Origin of the sequence: Tateyamaria sp. syn59 (assembly GCF_007995245.1) — a bacterium.
In the GTDB taxonomy this organism is placed as follows: Bacteria; Pseudomonadota; Alphaproteobacteria; order Rhodobacterales; family Rhodobacteraceae; genus Tateyamaria.
On the sequence record NZ_VCBA01000014.1, the window covers coordinates 26,243 to 44,356 of the forward strand.

16 protein-coding genes are annotated in these 18,114 nt (G+C 61.5%); 11 read left to right on the forward strand and 5 right to left on the reverse strand.

The genetic code is table 11. The annotated features are described in order from the left end of the window. Positions 1 to 366 precede the first annotated feature (366 nt). The 9 genes from acs to FD715_RS19270 all read left to right on the forward strand — a co-directional run bounded on the left by acs (position 367) and on the right by FD715_RS19270 (position 9,401). Entirely contained in the window at positions 367 to 2,340 is a 1,974-nt protein-coding gene (gene acs, locus FD715_RS19230) for an acetate--CoA ligase (protein ID WP_147113838.1), read from the forward strand. Between the two features lie 35 nt (positions 2,341 to 2,375). Then, positions 2,376 to 2,963 carry an adenylate kinase gene (locus tag FD715_RS19235; RefSeq protein WP_223274986.1) on the forward strand — a complete coding sequence of 196 codons (588 nt, stop codon included), beginning with the start codon at positions 2,376 to 2,378 and terminating at the stop codon, positions 2,961 to 2,963. A gap of 250 nt (positions 2,964 to 3,213) precedes the next feature. Beyond that, positions 3,214 to 3,498 (forward strand): DUF4212 domain-containing protein, encoded by a 285-nt coding sequence (locus FD715_RS19240; RefSeq protein ID WP_147113843.1) that lies wholly within the window; start codon positions 3,214 to 3,216, stop codon positions 3,496 to 3,498. A gap of 5 nt (positions 3,499 to 3,503) precedes the next feature. Next, a complete protein-coding gene (locus FD715_RS19245; RefSeq protein ID WP_147113846.1) occupies positions 3,504 to 5,288 on the forward strand; it encodes a sodium:solute symporter family protein in 1,785 nt (594 codons plus the stop codon). 108 nt (positions 5,289 to 5,396) lie between these two features. Beyond that, positions 5,397 to 6,800, forward strand: a complete 1,404-nt coding sequence (locus FD715_RS19250) for a DUF294 nucleotidyltransferase-like domain-containing protein (protein ID WP_147113849.1) — start codon at positions 5,397 to 5,399, stop codon at positions 6,798 to 6,800. 3 nt (positions 6,801 to 6,803) lie between these two features. After that, on the forward strand, positions 6,804 to 7,322 hold the full coding sequence (locus FD715_RS19255; protein ID WP_147113852.1) for a hypothetical protein: 519 nt from the start codon (positions 6,804 to 6,806) through the stop codon (positions 7,320 to 7,322). A 1-nt stretch (position 7,323) separates the two neighbouring features. Further along, on the forward strand, positions 7,324 to 8,733 hold the full coding sequence (locus FD715_RS19260; protein ID WP_147113855.1) for a PolC-type DNA polymerase III: 1,410 nt from the start codon (positions 7,324 to 7,326) through the stop codon (positions 8,731 to 8,733). Between the two features lie 55 nt (positions 8,734 to 8,788). Further along, a complete protein-coding gene (locus tag FD715_RS19265) occupies positions 8,789 to 9,058 on the forward strand; it encodes a type II toxin-antitoxin system ParD family antitoxin (RefSeq protein ID WP_147113928.1) in 270 nt (89 codons plus the stop codon). Continuing rightward, positions 9,042 to 9,401 (forward strand): type II toxin-antitoxin system RelE/ParE family toxin, encoded by a 360-nt coding sequence (locus FD715_RS19270; protein ID WP_147113858.1) that lies wholly within the window; start codon positions 9,042 to 9,044, stop codon positions 9,399 to 9,401. Before FD715_RS19265 ends, FD715_RS19270 begins: the two co-directional genes overlap by 17 nt. A 6-nt stretch (positions 9,402 to 9,407) precedes the next feature. On the opposite strand, the gene FD715_RS19275 is transcribed toward FD715_RS19270, so the two are convergent. From FD715_RS19275 to FD715_RS19290, 4 genes are all read right to left on the reverse strand, one after another. Continuing rightward, entirely contained in the window at positions 9,408 to 11,624 is a 2,217-nt protein-coding gene (locus FD715_RS19275; protein ID WP_147113861.1) for a PAS-domain containing protein, read from the reverse strand. Beyond that, positions 11,624 to 12,820, reverse strand: coding sequence for an FIST N-terminal domain-containing protein (locus tag FD715_RS19280; RefSeq protein ID WP_147113864.1), 1,197 nt, complete (start codon positions 12,818 to 12,820; stop codon positions 11,624 to 11,626). Before FD715_RS19280 ends, FD715_RS19275 begins: the two co-directional genes overlap by 1 nt. A 32-nt stretch (positions 12,821 to 12,852) precedes the next feature. Further along, the gene (locus FD715_RS19285; protein ID WP_147113867.1) at positions 12,853 to 13,554 is read right to left on the reverse strand and encodes a response regulator transcription factor; all 702 of its coding nucleotides are present in this window, start codon (positions 13,552 to 13,554) and stop codon (positions 12,853 to 12,855) included. 109 nt (positions 13,555 to 13,663) lie between these two features. Further along, complete coding sequence (locus FD715_RS19290) at positions 13,664 to 15,430, reverse strand: PQQ-dependent methanol/ethanol family dehydrogenase (RefSeq protein WP_147113869.1); 1,767 nt, start codon at positions 15,428 to 15,430, stop codon at positions 13,664 to 13,666. Between the two features lie 322 nt (positions 15,431 to 15,752). Between FD715_RS19290 and FD715_RS19295 the strand changes: the two genes are divergently transcribed. Together FD715_RS19295 and FD715_RS19300 are read left to right on the forward strand one after the other, a co-directional pair. Next, on the forward strand, positions 15,753 to 16,721 hold the full coding sequence (locus FD715_RS19295) for an ABC transporter substrate-binding protein (protein WP_147113872.1): 969 nt from the start codon (positions 15,753 to 15,755) through the stop codon (positions 16,719 to 16,721). After that, positions 16,722 to 17,336 carry an ABC transporter ATP-binding protein gene (locus FD715_RS19300; protein ID WP_223274982.1) on the forward strand — a complete coding sequence of 205 codons (615 nt, stop codon included), beginning with the start codon at positions 16,722 to 16,724 and terminating at the stop codon, positions 17,334 to 17,336. On the opposite strand, the gene FD715_RS19305 is transcribed toward FD715_RS19300, so the two are convergent. Next, positions 17,333 to 18,103, reverse strand: coding sequence for an ABC transporter permease (locus tag FD715_RS19305; RefSeq protein ID WP_370455426.1), 771 nt, complete (start codon positions 18,101 to 18,103; stop codon positions 17,333 to 17,335). The two genes, FD715_RS19300 and FD715_RS19305, sit on opposite strands and share 4 nt — an antisense overlap. Between the last annotated feature and the right edge of the window lie 11 nt (positions 18,104 to 18,114).

Sequence of the window (18,114 nt, forward strand, 5' to 3'; positions counted from 1 at the left end):
CGACTCAGGTTGTCGAAAACTACGTGATTCTGGGTATGCACCCGGTCTGTCAGGTTGGGTTGACAATTTGTCACAGGGGCGGACCTCGAACTGTTGTCCGCTAACAGTATGCAAACGGATACCGTTCCCGTTTTGCGTGAAAACGCTAGAGCACCGAAAACCTTGGAAAAAATGAGACAAATATAAAATCATTTACAAACTGCATCGTCTGGCAGAACAAAAATTTACAAAAAAATCCAATAACACCAGCAGACAAAGCGCGATTTTACAGAACCGTGTATGGTGATCCTCAACAGGCGAGTTGAACACGCCCCGGGTGATGAAGCCGATGCAAAGCGGATCAGAGCCCAAACCGGAGGAGACACCATGAACATTCAAAGCACGCCGAATGCGGCGACATTTCCGCCATCGGAGGAGACGAAAGCCCGCGCCCATCTGGATGCTGATGGCTATGCCAAGATGTACGCCGCGTCTGTGGCCGACCCCGAAGCGTTCTGGGGTGAGCAGGGCAAACGGCTGGACTGGATCAAGCCCTACACCAAGGTGAAGAACTCGTCCTTCGAGCCGGGCAATATCGACATTCGCTGGTTTGAGGATGGTACGCTGAACGTGGCGGCCAACTGCATCGACCGGCATCTTGAAACGCGTGGCGATCAGACGGCCATCATCTGGGAACCGGATGATACGTCGAAGGTCGAGCCGAAACATATCACGTATCGCGAACTGCACCGCTCTGTTTGCAAGATGGCAAACATTTTGGAAGAGCTGGGCGTTCGCAAAGGCGACCGGGTTGTCATTTACCTCCCCATGATCCCGGAAGCCGCTTATGCGATGCTGGCCTGTGCCCGCATCGGTGCCATCCACTCCATCGTGTTTGCCGGTTTCTCCCCGGACGCGCTTGGGGCGCGGATCAACGGCTGTGATGCCAAGGTTGTCATCACCGCTGATTACGCGCCCCGAGGCGGACGGGAGACACCCCTGAAGTCGAACACGGATGCGGCGCTGCTGCATTGCAAGGACAGCGTGAAATGTCTGGTGGTGAAGCGGACCGGCGGTCAGACGACCTGGACCGACCGCGACTATGATTACAACGAGATGGCGCTGGAAGCCTCGGATTATGCTGCCCCTGCCGAGATGGGTGCCGAGGATCCGCTGTTCATTCTGTATACGTCCGGGTCCACGGGTCAGCCGAAGGGTGTTGTGCACACGACTGGCGGCTACCTGACCTATGCCGCGATGACCCATCAGTACACGTTCGACTATCACGAAGGTGACGTGTTCTGGTGTACCGCGGATGTGGGTTGGGTCACGGGCCACAGCTACATCGTCTATGGCCCGTTGGCCAATGGCGCGACCACCATCATGTTCGAGGGCGTGCCGACCTTCCCGGATGCTGGCCGCTTCTGGGATGTGTGCGAGCGTCATAAGGTGACGCAGTTCTACACCGCGCCGACCGCGATCCGTGCGTTGATGGGTGCCGGCAATGAGTGGGTCGAGAAGTACGACCTGTCGTCGCTGCGCCTGCTGGGCTCGGTCGGTGAGCCGATCAACCCAGAGGCCTGGACCTGGTATCACGAGGTTGTCGGCAAGGGCGCGTGCCCGATTGTCGATACGTTCTGGCAGACCGAAACCGGGGGTCACATGCTGACCCCACTGCCGGGTGCAACTGATCTTAAGCCCGGTTCGGCGCAACAGCCATTCTTTGGTGTGCAGCCTGTCGTTCTGGATCCGCAAAGCGGGATCGAACTGGACGGCAACGGGATCGAGGGCGTGCTGTGCATCAAGGACAGCTGGCCCGGTCAGATGCGCACCGTGTGGGGTGACCACGAGCGGTTCGAGAAGACCTATTTCGGGGACTACAAGGGATACTATTTCTCGGGCGACGGGTGCCGTCGGGACGAGGATGGCGATTACTGGATCACGGGTCGTGTGGACGATGTGATCAACGTGTCCGGTCACCGGATGGGTACCGCGGAAGTCGAAAGCGCGCTGGTCGCCCATGCCAAGGTCGCGGAAAGCGCCGTGGTTGGGTATCCGCACGATGTGAAAGGGCAGGGTATCTATGCCTATGTCACCCTGATGAACGGTGAAGAGCCCTCGGACGCGCTGCGCAAGGAGCTGGAAACCTGGGTCCGGACCGAGATTGGCCCGATTGCCAAGCCCGACCTGATCCAGTGGGCGCCTGGCCTGCCTAAGACACGCTCAGGCAAGATCATGCGCCGTATCCTGCGCAAGATTGCCGAGGATGATTTCGGTTCGCTCGGTGACACGTCCACGCTGGCCGATCCGTCGGTTGTCGATGACCTGATCGAGAACCGCATGAACCGGAGCGACGACTGATGGACGGAGCGACGGTAGATACGCAGACGCGGCCCGTGAACGTGATCCTGCTTGGCCCTCCGGGGGCGGGCAAGGGGACGCAGGCGCAGCGGCTGGTGGACACGCACGGCATGGTGCAGCTGTCGACGGGCGACATGCTGCGTGCGGCCAAGGCGTCCGGCACCGAGATGGGCAACCGCGTGGCTGAGGTCATGGCGCGGGGTGAGCTTGTGACGGATGAGATCGTCATTGGCTTGATCGAAGAAAAGCTGATGGAGGGCAACTCTGCGGGCTTCATCTTTGACGGTTTCCCGCGAACCCTGGCGCAAGCTGATGCGCTGGGTGCGCTCCTCGAAAAGACGGGGCACCGGTTGGATGCAGTTATCGCACTTGAGGTTGACGACGAGATCCTGGTGAACCGGATCGTGGGCCGTGCCGAAGAGGCGCGTGCCGCGGGGCAGCCTGTTCGGGCCGATGACAATGCCGAAAGCCTGAAGCTGCGGCTGACGGAATACTACAAAAAGACAGCGCCGCTGCTTGGCTATTTCCATGCCAAGGGCGTGCTGCAGTCCATCGACGCGATGGGATCGATCGAGGTGATCGCGACCGAGTTGTCGGGGATGGTGAAGGGCGCCGCCACCTGACAACCGGCGTGTCCTGACAAATGTACCAACGCGGCGTGTGTCTGGCCGCGCCTGCCCTTCGTGTGCGTGGGGGCAGGGTGGCCCCGGTATGTCCGGGGCCGCGTATCCGCCGCCCATGATCTGCATCATCGCATGCCGGGTCCGGACCGCACAAACTGGAGGAATTATGCGGTGACCGGAGCCTCCGGGCACCTGCACCGACCGAAGGGGCCACGCGCGGCCCCGCACTGAAACCAAAGGAGGAGCCGCCATGGCGGAAGAAACCACAAACATTGCCAAAGCGTCCGAAACGGACAAGGGCTATTGGGCGGCCAACGTCCGTATGATTTTGATATCACTTGTCATTTGGGCGCTCGTGTCCTTTGGCTTTGGCATCATCCTGCGTCCGCTTCTCAGCGGCATCGAGGTTGGCGGGACGGACCTGGGCTTTTGGTTCGCGCAACAGGGGTCGATCCTCGTCTTTCTGGCGCTGATCTTTTTCTACGCCTGGCGGATGAACAAGCTCGATAAGCAATACGGCGTGGACGAGGAGTAATCGCCATGGATCAGTTTACACTTAACCTGCTGTTTGTCGGCGCGTCGTTTGCGCTGTACATCGGCATCGCTGTCTGGGCCCGCGCGGGTTCGACAAGCGAGTTCTACGCCGCCGGTCGCGGCGTACACCCTGTCACGAACGGCATGGCCACTGCGGCGGACTGGATGTCGGCGGCCTCGTTCATTTCGATGGCGGGTCTGATTGCCTTTACCGGCTACGACAACTCGTCCTTCCTAATGGGTTGGACCGGGGGCTATGTGCTCCTGGCGCTGCTCCTCGCCCCTTACCTGCGGAAGTTTGGCAAGTTCACGGTGTCCGAGTTCATCGGTGACCGGTTCTATAGTTCGACTGCGCGCCTGGTGGCCGTGATCTGCCTTCTGGTGGCGTCGATCACCTATGTGATCGGTCAGATGCAGGGTGTCGGCATTGCCTTTGGCCGTTTCCTTGAGATCGACACGACCTGGGGTCTGCTGATCGGTGCCTGTGTGGTGTTTGCCTATGCCGTGTTCGGCGGCATGAAGGGTGTGACCTATACCCAGGTGGCGCAGTACTGCGTGCTGATCACCGCCTACACTATTCCGGCGGTCTTCATCTCGCTACAACTGACGGGCAACCCGATCCCGGCGCTGGGTCTGTTTGGGTCGACCGAGAGCGGTGAGCCGCTGCTGGCGAAGCTGGACCAGATCGTGACCGACCTTGGCTTTGCCGAGTATACGGCGGCGCATGGTTCGACGCTGAACATGGTGCTGTTTACCCTATCGCTGATGATCGGTACCGCGGGTCTGCCGCACGTCATCATGCGCTTCTTTACGGTGCCCAAGGTGTCTGACGCCCGCTGGTCGGCTGGCTGGACCCTGGTGTTCATTGCTCTCCTGTACCTGACGGCCCCTGCCGTTGGTGCGATGGCGCGCCTGAACATCTCGGAACTGATGTGGCCCAATGGGACTGCGGGTGAAGCCGTGACGGTCGAAGCCATCGACAGCGATCCGGAATATGCGTGGATGGCGACGTGGCAGAAGACCGGTCTTCTGGATTGGGAAGACAAGAACGGTGACGGCAAGATCCAGTACTACAACGACGCAAATGCCGAGTTGCAGGAACGTGCCGCAGCAAACGGCTGGGAAGGTAACGAGTTGACCAAGTTCAACCGTGACATCCTGGTGCTGGCCAACCCTGAGATCGCGTCCCTTCCGGGCTGGGTGATCGGCCTTGTGGCGGCGGGTGGTCTTGCGGCTGCTCTGTCCACGGCGGCGGGTCTGCTTCTGGCAATCTCGTCGGCGGTAAGCCACGACTTGCTGAAAGGGCAACTGACGCCGAACATGTCCGAGAAATCAGAGCTGCTTGCGGCCCGGATTTCGATGGCCGCGGCGATTGTGGTGGCTGTGATCCTGGGTCTGAACCCGCCGGGCTTTGCGGCCCAGACGGTGGCGCTGGCCTTTGGTCTGGCTGCGGCCTCGATCTTCCCCGCGCTGATGATGGGCATCTTCTCGACCCGCATCAACAACGTGGGCGCGGTTGCGGGTATGCTGGCCGGTCTGGTTGTGACCTTGCTGTATATCTTCCTGCACAAGGGCTGGTTCTTTATCCCGGACACCAATTCGTTCACGGATGCTGACCCGCTCTTGGGGCCGATCAAGTCGACATCGTTCGGTGCGATCGGGGCCATGGTCAACTTCGCGGTCGCCTACGTGGTGTCCGGCATGACCAAGGAGACCCCGCAAGAGATCAAGGACCTGGTGGAAAGCGTGCGTATCCCGCGTGGAGCGGGTGCGGCAGCCGCCGACCACTAAGGCCCTTTGGGCGCATCGCGGCCCTCTCTTCCCTGCGATGCGCCTTGAAATGATCGGCCTGTCCGCGATGCTCGTGGGCAGGCCATGTTCTTGACCGGGAGGTAGCCGATGTCATCGCAGGATCTGACCGTTTTGCCGGTGGACGAGTTGATGACGCGCGATCCGGTCATTTGTGGGCCTGATGCCACCATCCGCGCGGCGGCGGAGTTGATGGCCGGGCGCCGGATTTCATCGGTTTGCATTGTCGATCAAGATAGCTTTCGCGGCATCGTCACGGTGCGTGACATCAATGCGAAGGTGGTTGCCGGTGGTCTGAGCCCGGAAGAACCCGTGGAGCGGGTGATGACGCCCGCGCCTTTGACGTTGCCGCCCGATGCGCTGGGTCTGGATGTGCTTCACATGATGATGGAGCGCCATATCGGTCACGTTCCGATTGTCGATGCAGAGCGTTTGGTGGGCATCGTGACCCAGACTGATTTGACGCGCTTTCAGGCGTTGTCGTCCGCCGAGTTGGTGCGGTCAGTCGCTGAGGCGCCGGATGTGGAGGCGATGGCCGAGGTGACGGCACGCATTCCCGGTCTGTTGGCGCAGTTGGTTGGTGCGGGGACGCGGCATGATGGGGTGACGCGGCTGATCACTGACATTGCCGATACCGTCACGCGCCGTTTGTTGACCATGGCCGAAGAGGAAATCGGCACGCCGCCTGTGCCGTACCTGTGGCTTGCCTGCGGCAGCCAGGGGCGGCGTGAGCAGACCGGGGTGTCGGATCAGGACAATTGCTTGATCCTGTCGGATGAAGTCTCTGACGCCGATATGCTTTACTTTGCCAAGCTGGCGCAGATCGTAAGCGACGGGTTGCACGCCTGTGGATACGTCTACTGCCCCGGCGACATGATGGCGACGAACCCGCGCTGGTGTCAGCCCTTGTCGAAGTGGCGTAGCTACTTCGACGGGTGGATCGCCAAGCCGAACCCGGAGGCGCAGATGCTCGCCTCCGTCATGTTCGATCTGCGGGCGATCGGCGGGGAGGAGAGCCTGTTTGCCGACTTGCAGGCTGAGACGCTGGCGAAGGCGGCAAGTAACTCGATTTTCGTCGCACACATGGTGTCGAATTCGCTGAAGCACGCGCCGCCCTTGGGTCTGTTCAACCGCATGCCGCGCACACCGCTGGATCTGAAGCATACCGGGGTCGTGCCGGTGGTTGATCTGGGCCGTGTCTATGCCCTGCAAGGGCAGGTGACGGCGGTGAACACGCGCGCGCGGTTGGAGGCGGCGCTGGAGACCGGCGCGATGTCATCGAGCGGTGGGGCGGATTTGATTGACGCCTATGATATGATCGCCACCACGCGGCTGCGGCGGCAGGCGCGGCAGATCAGGGAGGGCGAGGCGCCGGGCAATACGCTGCCGCCGGACGTCTTGTCGGGTTTTGAGCGCAGCCACTTGCGGGAGGCGTTTGTCATCGTCAAAACCATGCAATCCGCACTGGGGACGGGCAAGGGAGCATTGGGGTAGGCCATGTTTGTGGAATTGATTGCGACGGTTTTCGCGGGCATCGGCGCCGCGGGTCTGGTCATGGTTCTGAATTTGATGACCGGGCGGCGCTTGCCCAAGTGGCTGATGCCAGTGGCAGCGGGGGCCGGGATGATTGGGATGACCATTTCGAATGAATACACGTGGTTCGGGCGCACGGCGGAGCGGTTGCCTGACGGGGTTGAGATTGCGATGACCGTGGACGAGCAAAGCTGGTTCCGGCCCTGGACACAGGTGGCCCCCTATACCAAGCGCTTTGTCGCGGTGGATGTTGCGAACCTGCGCCGGAACGAGGCGCAGCCGGATCAACGGATGGTGGATCTGTACTTCTTTGGCCGCTGGTCGCCGGTGAACCAGACACCGATGCTGCTGGATTGCGCTGGCGCCCGGTCCGCTGTGCTGATCGACGGGGCGAAGTTTGGGGCCGATGGCAGTGTCACCGACGCCGATTGGCAGGCGATGCCTGGGGACGATCCGATCCTGAGCATGGTATGCGGGGCGTGAGATGCTGACTCGCCTGTCCCTGCGCCTACGCATCTTCCTGTTCTTCTGCCTGATGGCGGCGGGTGGCGCGGCGCTGGCGGCGGGGGCGCTTTACTTTGGCTGGGCGCGGGGTGATGCCGCGTTGCCGGGCGGGCCGTTTGTCACTGCCTTTGTCCTCTTTGCATTTCTCAACACGGGGCTGGCGGCTGTGGTCTGGCTGCTCTTTGACGAGAATGTCGCCAAACCCATAAACGCGCTTGCGGCAGAGTTGCGCCTGCGCGCCCATTCCGGTGTAGCGCGTGAGGTGGATGCCGATGCGGCGCGGTATCTGGGGGATCTTGCCCCCGCCGCGCAGGCCGTGTCGGAGGTGTTGAGTTCCAGCGTCATGGACAGCGCGACGCAGGTCGCTCACAAGACCGCGCGTTTGCAGGCAGAGGCGGAGCGGCTGACCGCGCTTCTGACCGAGATCCCGGTTGCCACGATTATGGTGAACGAGCGGATGGGCATTGTCCTTTATGACGGGCAGGCCGCGGAGATTCTTGCCGGTATTGCGCCGCCGCGGCTGAAGGCGCCGTTGGTCGATTATTTCTATGCTGCCGATCTGGGCCGCGCGAAATCGACCATGAACCAGACGGGGGCCGAGGTTGCCTTTGACCTGCGGGACAAGGATGCGCTGACCACCTTTGCTGCGAAGTTCAAGCCGCTGGATGGGGCGGGCTACATGCTGCTGATCGAGATGCCGGAGGAGCCTATGTCGCCGGAGGCGGCCCGACCCTTGGTCTACGATTTCGATTTGCTGAATGCTGGCGATGCAGAGGATTTGCAGGACACGACCCTGTCCGAGTTGTGTTTCGTGGCGTTCGATTCCGAGACGACGGGCTTGTCCACGGCAGATGATGACGTGGTGCAGTTGGGCGCTGTGCGTGTTTTGAATGGCCGTATTGTCGAGGGTGAGGTGCTGGAAAGCTATGTGGACCCCGGGCGTCCGATCCCGCCGGCCTCGACCGCTGTGCATCATGTGTCGGATGCGGATGTGGCGGGTGCGCCCGACTTTGCGACAGCCGGGCGGGCATTGCACGGGTTTTGTCAGGATGCGGTTTTGGTGGCGCATAATGCGCCCTTTGACATAGCCTTTCTGCGTCGTGGCGCGGGCGCAATGGGGGTGGAGTGGGATCATCCCGTGCTGGACACCGTGCTGTTGTCAGCGATCGTCTTTGGCACGACGGAGGAGCATACGCTCGACGCGCTCTGTGATCGGCTCGACATCACGATTCCGCCCGAGTGGCGCCACACCGCCTTGGGTGACGCGCAGGTGACTGCGGAGGCGCTGGTACGGTTGATCCCGTTGCTGGAGGGCAAGGGGCTGCGGACGCTGCGGGATGTGATTGCAGAGAGCAAGAAGCACGGGCGGCTGTTGCGGGATCTGAACTGACTTGCATGGATCGGGTGCGCGCCCATATACTACTCAGTAGCAATGGGAGCGTATGATGTCTGTCAAAGCCTCAGTCTCGATCACGGATCAACAGGATGAGTTTGCCCGTCAGCTTGTGGCGGAGGGGCAGTATGCGAGCCTAAGTGCGGTGGTGCAGCGCGGGTTGGAACTCGTCAGGACCGAGGAGGAACGCGAGCGGGCCGAGCTGGCAGCGCTTCAGGCGTTCTTTGCCGAGCGGGCGGAGGGGCCGTTTGTGACGGCAGAGGAAGGTCGCCGCCGGACCGAGGACATGATTGCGGCCCAGTCCCGTGCCCACGGGCTATAGGGTTCTGCGCAGCGCAGCCTGCGACGTGGACATCGAGATCATCTTTGACCACCTGTTTCAGTCCTATCGCGATCTGGGCGATCCGCTGGAGGATGCCCTGAACCGTGCCGCGGTGCGTGTGCGCGGGATTGAGGATGCGCTGGCGGCCTTGGGTGATCTGCCATTTCAGGGGACGCTCGCACCGCAGATCATGGATGGGTTGCGGCACGTGACCAAGGATCAGGCAGTGTTCTACTTTATCTCGGATGAGGTGCGTGGCGAGGTGCGGGTGCTGGGTGTGTTTTTTGGTGGGCAGGACCACAGGCGGCACATCTTGCGGCGCATTCTGGAAAGCGACAGGTAATTTGATTTATGTAAAATCAGCCATGGCGGGACGGTATCCCTCGCTCAGGAAATCGCAAACGCGCTGCGCATTCACCGGTTTCGCCAGCAGCTTGAGGCCCAGCCGTTTGCAATGCGCCCTGAGTTCGGTGGTGCGGTCGGCGGAGACGATGGCGGCGGGTACATCGCCGTAGCGCCACAGGATGTCTTCGTAAAGCTCAACGCCGGTCATGCCGGTGCCGAGCTGGTAGTCGAGAAGGAACACGTCAGGCACGAGGTCGATCTCGGAAATTGTCTCGAGCGCTTCTTCACCCGTTTCGGCCAGGATTACCTCGCCACCGCAGCTTTCGATCAGGTGCATGATAGCTTGGGCAACGCTGCGGTTGTTTTCGACCAGCATGACAAGAAGGCCGCTGAGGTCGCGCAAGGCGTTGGATGGCGTTGCGCGGTGCGGGTCGAGCAACCGCGCGGCCGGGGCCGACGCGGGCACCATCAGGGAGAAACAGCTGCCGGTGCCCGGCTTCGACCACAGCTCGAGCGGATGGCGCAGGCCCTTGCAGGCGCGTTCCACGATGGCGAGGCCAAGGCCAAGGCCCGCATTGGCCGCCCCCGGCGCAAGCTGTTTGAACTCCTGAAAGATCGCGCCCTGATCTTTTTCCGGGATGCCGCAACCGGTGTCCCACACCTCGATCCGGGCAAAGTCGCCCACACGGCGGACCCCGGCCAGCACGCGCCCCTCGTCGGTGTAGCGGATGGCGTTTGACAGCAGGTTTTGCACGATGCGCCGCAGGTAGCCGGGGTCGCTGACCACGGTCAGGCCGCTGTGCACGAGAGAGAATGTCAGCCCCTTGGCGCGCGCTGTCGGGGCCAGTTCGTCGCGCAGCGGGTTGAAGATTTCGGTGAGCGAAACGGGTTGGACATCGAAGACCGCCTTGCCTGCGTCGAGTTTTGAGATGGCCGACAGCGCCTCGATGATCTGCTCGACCCCTTGCAGGGCGGTTTCTGTCTTGGCCACTACCTGTTTGATGGACCGATTGTCGGTCTGGTCGGCGATGGATGAAACGAACAGCTTGGCCGCTGAGAGGGGCTGCAACAGGTCGTGACTGGCGGCAGCGACGAAGCGGGACTTGGAGGCGTTGGCGCGTTCGGCCTCGCTCAGCGCCTCTTCCAGTTCGGCGGTGCGCTCCTCGACCCACCCTTCGAGACGTTCGTTCACTTCGGACAGGGCGCGGGTGGCGGCGCGTTCGGATGTCACGTCGGTCAGGCTGATCACGAACCCGCGGTCGGGCATCTCCTGCGCGAAGATGCTGTAGATCTGTTCGCCCTTGCGCGTCACTTCGAAGGCGATGGGTTCGCGAGTGCGGGTGCGGTTGGTCCAGTTGATGAACCGCTCGGCGGGAAAGCTGGTGTCGAACACCAGCTCTTCGCGAAACTGTTCCATCAGGTCGTCAAAATTGAGCGTGTCGCGCAGCCGAATGGGCGCGATGTCGAGCAGGCGATCCATCCGCTTGTTCCAGCCCACGAGCGTCTTGTCGTGATCAAAGATGCAAACCCCCTGGTTCAGGTGATCGAGCGTGGCTTGCAGCTTGCGCGCCTCCTGGTGGCGCATCTTGTCGCGTTCCTGCCGCTCCATCCGGATGATGTCGGTCACGTCGGTTTGCAGGATCACGGTGCCATCGCGCGAGGTGCGGTGTTCGGAGGCTTGCAGCCAGCGGTCCCAGATCAGGCTGACGTTGAACACCACGTGTTCCTCGCGGTGCCGTTCGAGGCGCAGCCTTGCCCATTCGTCGGCGGTCTGACCGTCTGGCAGGGCCAGGAAGCGGCTGGTCGAGATGTAGTTGACGTAGTCCTTGAATGTCAGACCTTCCTTGAGAAGTGGCTCCACATCCTGCAAATCCCGGCAGAACCGGCTGTTGTAAAGGACAAGCCTGTCGTCCTGATCAAAGAGCGCGAAACCTTCGTTGATAGTTTCGATCGCTTCGGTCAGGTTGGCCTGCGCGTTTTCGGTTTCGCGGTTGGCCTGTTCGAGCCGGGCGTTGGAGTCCTGCAACAGGTCCAGCGTGCGTTCCAGATCACGGGTGCGGTCGCGCACTTCGGATTCCAGCAGGGCGGCACGTTCGAACTGCTGGTAGGCAAAGCCGGATTGTTCCGTCTTCTGCTCCACCCGGCGCATCAGGGCGTGCGAGATTTGAAGCAGCTTTTCGTTCTGCCGTTCGAGCGAGTCGTCGGGGTTGATCAGAGACATCAGACGCCCGCCTCGTCTGGGCACGTCGGGTGGTAGAAAGCAACGCCGCTCATGGTGTGGTTCACGTGCAGCGGGCCGATTTGTTCGCCGTAGGTGGAAAAGCCGGTGACACGGTACGTGCTGAGCACGTCAGAGATTTGGCGGGTCTGTTGCGACTGCTCCGCCTCGATCCGTCGCAGGATACAATCGCAGCCAATGATGTTTGCAGGTGCGTCCGGGCGGCCCAGGTCTGACAGCTTGTCCTGCAGGTGGGCCGACAGGTTTTCCTGCGACGCGACAGTCAGTACCATGCCTTCGTCGATGGCGGAGAAGAAGACCAATTCGCCGTGGTCGTTGACCTGCTGAATGGCGCGCACGTGGTGGGTGTCGCCGATGCGGACCACAACCGGATGTGAGGCAAAGGTGAAGCGGTCAAGCTGGTCGGGATCCTTGCCCACCAGCCGGGCATATTCGCGCGCAGCGGGTTCGGCGTTGATTTCCTTGACGATGCGTCGGGCAGGATCAGCGCCGGTGACGACCATTTGCGTGTCGCCCGGCACAAGGTGGTTCAGGCTGAAAACGCGGGTTTCATATTTGCTGCGCGCCAGCGTCAGAATGGCCGCGTTGCTGGCCACCTCGCCATTCAGCGCGACAAAGGTCTGGGAAAAAGCGGTGCCGTCCCCTGCCGACCCACCAAAAATCGGGAAATCACGCAGGGCGGGGGCGATGGTTGCGGCGAGCGTGTCCTCGCTGAGCGACAGGCCATCGACAACGAGGAAGGCGAAGTTTTCGCTGAGATTGGGTGTCTTGTCCCGCAGGGCGATCCGTTCCAGTGTGATCTGATCAACGGTGTCCTGAATGTCGAGCGCGTCGAGATCGTGGATCATCAGGGAGGTGGTGGCAAACCCGGCCTCGGGAAAGCCAACGGCGACCACTAGACCTTCTTCGTAGCCTGTCGTTCCAATCTCGCCCGCTGTCGTGCAGGCCAATACGTCGACGTCCGGAAACAGCGCCTCGGCCTCGGCCACGACGCCGTGAAAGTCGACGGCTGGGGTGACAAAAAGTGCGACCAGCGCAAACGGGCCTTCGCCCAGCTTGCGTTTCAGGTGTTTGACGGGCGACGTCGTTGAAGCGCGCACTTCTGCGGTATGAAGGATGTCATACCTGTCTGCCACAGCACGTCCTTCAAGCCTTCCGGCCTTGGACTGCAATGTCATTTACTCTCTCCCTGACGTTCAAGATATGAGCGTCAGTCGCCGGTTGGCAAGACATTTGAGTATTTGGCTTCCTGCGCGACAAGCACCGCCTGCGTGCGGCTTTGCACCCCGAGCTTGCGCATGATGGCCGTCACGTGGGCTTTCACCGTGGTCTCGGCAATCGACAGGTCAAAGGCGATCTGTTTGTTCAGCTTGCCCTCGCAAATCAGGTCGAGTATGCGCGCCTGCTGGTTCGTGAGGGATGACAGGCGGGCGAGGTGGTCGTCCTTGCCCTCGGCCCCGTTGCCTTCGACAAAACCGGCGGGCTTGTAGATGTCGCCCGCTGAGATGGTTTCGATGGCGTCGCGGAACACCGACCGGTGCGAGTGTTTCGGGACAAAGCCCTGCGCCCCGGCCACAATGGAATTCGCGATGATCGAATTGTCGGTCATGGACGACACGATGATCACCGGCGTTGCCTCTGCCGTGCGCTTGAGCCGCATCAACCCGTCAAGGCCGTCGACGTCCGGCAGGTTCAGGTCCAGCAGGATCAGCGAGGGCGGGGTATCATCGGCGAGCTGTTCAAGCCCGCGTTGCAGGCTGTCGGCGGTCACCACCTTGTCGAAATTGGCGACCGACCGAAGCGTGAGTTCCAGCGCGTCGCAGAACAGTGGATGATCGTCGATCACCAGCGCCCAGCCTTGCGGCGTCTTGGTTTCGGTGGGTTCGGACAGGGGTGATGTTTGTAGCGCCATACGTGCAGCTTAGCCTGCGTGGCGTCCTGCGGTCACCTGTCAAAAGGTCTTACATCACAAGACAAAACGCCCCCGCTGATGCGAAGGCGTCTCGGTGGTTTTGATTGGATCAGTTGGCGGAGGCCAGCTGTTCCGGCAGACGGAAGGTCCAGAGCATGCCGCCTTGGTTCAGGTAGTTGACCTTTTTCGCCACTTCACCACCCCAGAGCGGTACGGCACCGCCCCAGCCGGAGATCACGGTAACATACTGTTCGCCGTCTTGCTCCCAAGTGATCGGCTGACCCACGATGCCCGAGCCTGTCTGGAAGGACCAAAGCTCTTCTCCCGTCTCGTCGTCAAAGGCGATGAACTTGCCTTCGGGCGTACCGGTAAACACCAGACCACCCGCGGTTGTCATCACGCCACCCCAGAGCGGAGCGTCGTTCTTGAACTCCCACTTGGTTTCGCCGGTGTCGGGGTCGATCGCCTTCAGGCTGCCAATGTGGTCCTCGTAGTTGGGCTTGATGGTAAAGCCCGAGCCCAGATACGCAGCACCTTTCTTATAGGTGATCGGCTCGTTCCAGATGTCCATGCCCCACTCGTTCGAGGGCACATAGAAGTTGCCTGTGCGCTGGCTGAAGGCCATCGGCATCCAGTTCTTGCCGCCCAGGAACGAGGGCGACGCGAATACAACCTCGCCCTTCTTGCCATCCGCTGCTTCGGCGGGATCGCCAGGGCGGTTGGCCTCGTTGTAGATCGGGCGGCCGTTTTCATCCAGACCCTCGGCCCAGCTGATGTCCTTGACGAAGGGCACGCCGCGTACGAACGCGCCGTCTTCGCGGTTCAGGACATAGAAGAACCCGTTGCGGTCTGCGGTGGCAAAGCGTTTCTCGCCCGCACGGTTTTCGTAAGCGACCACTTCGTTCACGCCGTCATAGTCCCAGCCTTCGCGCGGTGTGGTCTGGAAGTGCCACTTGATCTCGCCCGTTTTGGGGTCGATGCCCAGACGCGAGGCGGCATAAAGGTTGTCGCCCGTGCCATCGTTGTTCTGGCCCGCATCGCGCAGCCACGAGTTCCAGGGTGCGGGGTTGCCCGTGCCAAAGACCAGCGTGTCTGTATCGGCGTCGTAAGAGCCACCAAGCCAGGTTGCACCACCACCCGTTTTCCACATATCGCCCGGCCATGTTGCGTTCAGCGTGCCGGTCATGGTGCTTTCTTCGCCGTTGAGCATTCCCATGTGACCTTCGATCACGGGGCGGTACCAGACCAGCTCTCCGGTTTCGGCATCGCGCGCCTCAACAGCACCGACGATGCCAAACTCACCGCCAGAGTTGCCGGTGATGACCAGACCGTCAACGATCAGCGGCGCGGCAGTATAGCTGTAACCCGCTTTGTAGTCCGCGATTTTCTTGTTCCAGACCGTGTCGCCTGTCTTGGCGTTCAGCGCCACGATGCGGGCGTCGAGCGTGCCGAAATAGATGTTGTCGCCATAGATGGCGGCACCGCGGTTCACCACGTCACAGCAGGGCAGGATCCCTTCGGGCAGGCGGGCGTCGTACTGCCAGATCTCTTCCCCCGTCTTGACGTCAATTGCGTACATCCGGGAATAGGAGCCGGTGATATACATGACACCATCATGCACGATGGGCTGCGTTTCCTGACCCCGTTGCTTCTCACCCCCCAGCGAGAAGGCCCACGCGGGCACCAGGTTTTTCACGTTGTCCTTGTTGAGCGTTTCCAGCGGCGAGTAGCGCTGCAGGTGGCGGCCCATGCCGTTGGTCAACACGTCACCCGTGGACGCCGTATCATTTGCCAGCATCTCCTCCGTGACGCCCTCGGCAAATGCGGCTGAGGTCGCAAGGACCCCCGCAACTGCGGCTGCGATAAATCTGTTCATATGTAGTCCTCCCAAAACCCGTTGGTGGGCAGTTCTTGCGAAAGCGGTGAACAGATGCGGCACAGCCTTCGCCCTACATCAATTATTTGCGCAAACCCGGCACACAGGTATTGGCCAATGGTCGTAAGACCCGAGGGAACTTGACATATCGCGTGCGACTTTGGTCGTGCTGCGAGTCGGTTCATGCGTTGAGCGCTTTGGGGCCACTTGACTGATTCCACACCGCCGCGCTTGAGGTGCCCCGTGCGTGACCTGCGGCTTTGGTCGTATTCCGGCGCGGCCCGATGTTGCTAGGTTTAACGTGATACGGGAGGATCAACGCATGTTTTTCAAAGCATTTGGCGGGGCCATCGCCGCAGCAGTTCTGGCCACCGCTGCCCTTGCAGACACGCCTGTGTTGCGCGCGTCGGTCCTGAAGTTCGGCACCGTGAATTGGGAACTCGACACGATCAAGCATCATGGCTTTGACACCGCCAATGGTTTCGACTTGCAGGTGCAGGGTGTCGCGGGCGGGTCCGCGGCCAAGGTCGCCTTTCAGGGTGGAGGGGCCGATGTGATCGTCTCTGACTGGCTGTGGGTTGCGCGGCAGCGGGCGGCGGGCAAGGACTATGTTTTCATTCCGTACTCCAAGGCCGTGGGTGGTGTGATGGTGCCGCAAGACAGCCCCGCGCAGTCGCTGGCCGATCTGGCCGGGTCCAAGATCGGGATCGCAGGCGGCCCCTTGGACAAGAGTTGGTTGATCCTGCAAGCCTACGCCGCCCAGGCCCACGGCGCTGATCTTGAGGCGCAAACCGAACAGGTCTTTGCCGCGCCGCCGCTGATCTTCAAGTCGGCGCTCTCGGGCGAGGTCGATGCCGCGATCAACTTTTGGCATTTCCTTGCCAAGATGGAAGCGTCGGGGATGCGCAAGTTGGTGGATGTGGCGGAGGCTGCCACAGCGCTCGGACTTGATCCGAACACGCCGCTTCTGGGGTATGTGATCAAGGGTGAGATGCTGCGGGACAATCCTGATCTCGTGAACGGTCTGGCCGCAGCGTCGCGTGATGCAAAGAACCTGCTTGCGTCGGATGATACGGAATGGGACCGTCTGCGCGACCGGATGAATGCCAAGACCGACGCGCAATTCGACGCGCTTAAGGCCGGGTTCCGAGCGGGCATTCCCGACGCCGGTCCGGTCGATGAAGAGGCCGCCGCCCGGATGCTGGCCCTGATGGTCGAGCTAGGAGGTGAAGACCTGGTGGGCGATGCAAGGGAACTGCCTGCCGGCACCTTCCTGCACTCCGGCAGCTAGGTGACGGCCCCACTGCTTGATCTGCGATTAGGGGCGCTGGCCTATCGGGGCAAGCCCGTTCTGCGGGACATATCCTTTCAACTGGATCGTGGTGATACGCTGGCGCTTGTCGGGCCATCCGGGATCGGAAAGTCATCCCTGCTGCGCGTCATTGCAGGGTTGAACACGGATTTTGATGGCAGGTCTGATCTGTGCGGCACCAGCGCAATGGTGTTTCAGGAACCGACCCTCCTGCCCTGGCGGACAGTTGCCGAAAACGTTGCGCTGCCCACCGGGGCGTCGGATCAAGACGTCACGGCGGCCTTGCACGATGTGGGTCTGAAGGGGCGCGGCGCCGATTTTCCGGGCCAGTTGTCCCTGGGCCAGCAGCGGCGCCTCGCACTCGCCCGCGCCTTTGCGGTGAAGCCTGATGTGTTGTTGCTGGATGAACCTTTTGTCTCGCTCGATCCCGATCTGGTGGAAGAGATGATGGCGCTTTTTGCCCGCCTTAGGGCATCGCACGGCGTCGCAACGATCCTAGTGACGCATGCAGAGGAAGAGGCGAAACGCCTGGCAAACCGCATTGTGACGCTGGGCGGTCAGCCCGCGACAGTCGTGAGCGATATGGCGCCCTAGCCCCTGCGCCCGATCCGCGTGCGCGCGGGATCGTAGCCGACCAGCGCGGCAACCGCGAAGATCGCAGTGGCCAGTAGGGTCCATCCCAGCGCGCTAGGGTTCAATTCGACATAAAGCGCAAAGCGGATCAGTTCGACCGCATGGGTAAATGGATTCACCGCGCAGATGTCATGCAGCAGTTCCGAGCTTTCCGCCATTTTCCACAGCGGGTAGAGCGCGGAGGACAAGAAAAACATCGGGAAGATGACGAAATTCATCACGCCCGCGAAGTTTTCAAGCTGCTTGATGAAGCTCGACAGGAGCAGGCCAAGCGCCCCCAGCATCAGCCCCGCGACCAAAAGCGCCGGCAGCGCGGTGACATAGCCCCACGCGGGCATCCGGATGTCGAACAGGGCGGCGATGGCGAGGAAGGCATAAACCTGCAGGACCGAAATGGCCGTCGAGCCCACCAGCCTGCAAAAGAGCAGCCATCCGCGCGGTAGGGGCGAGGTCAGGAGCAGCTTCATAGACCCCATCTCGCGGTCGTAAACGAGGCTGAGCGACGATTGCATCCCGTTGAACAGCAGGATCATGCCGCACAGGCCGGGGACGATGTAAGTCTCGTAGGTGATGTAGGTCTGGTAGGGCGGGATAATGCTGAGGCCGAGGGCCGCGCGGAACCCGGCGGCAAAAACGAGCAGCCAGACCAGAGGCCGGACAAGGGCCGCGATGAACCGTTCGCGCTGGTGGATAAACCGCAGCGCCTCGCGCAGCACGATGGCGCGCATGGAGGTGATGT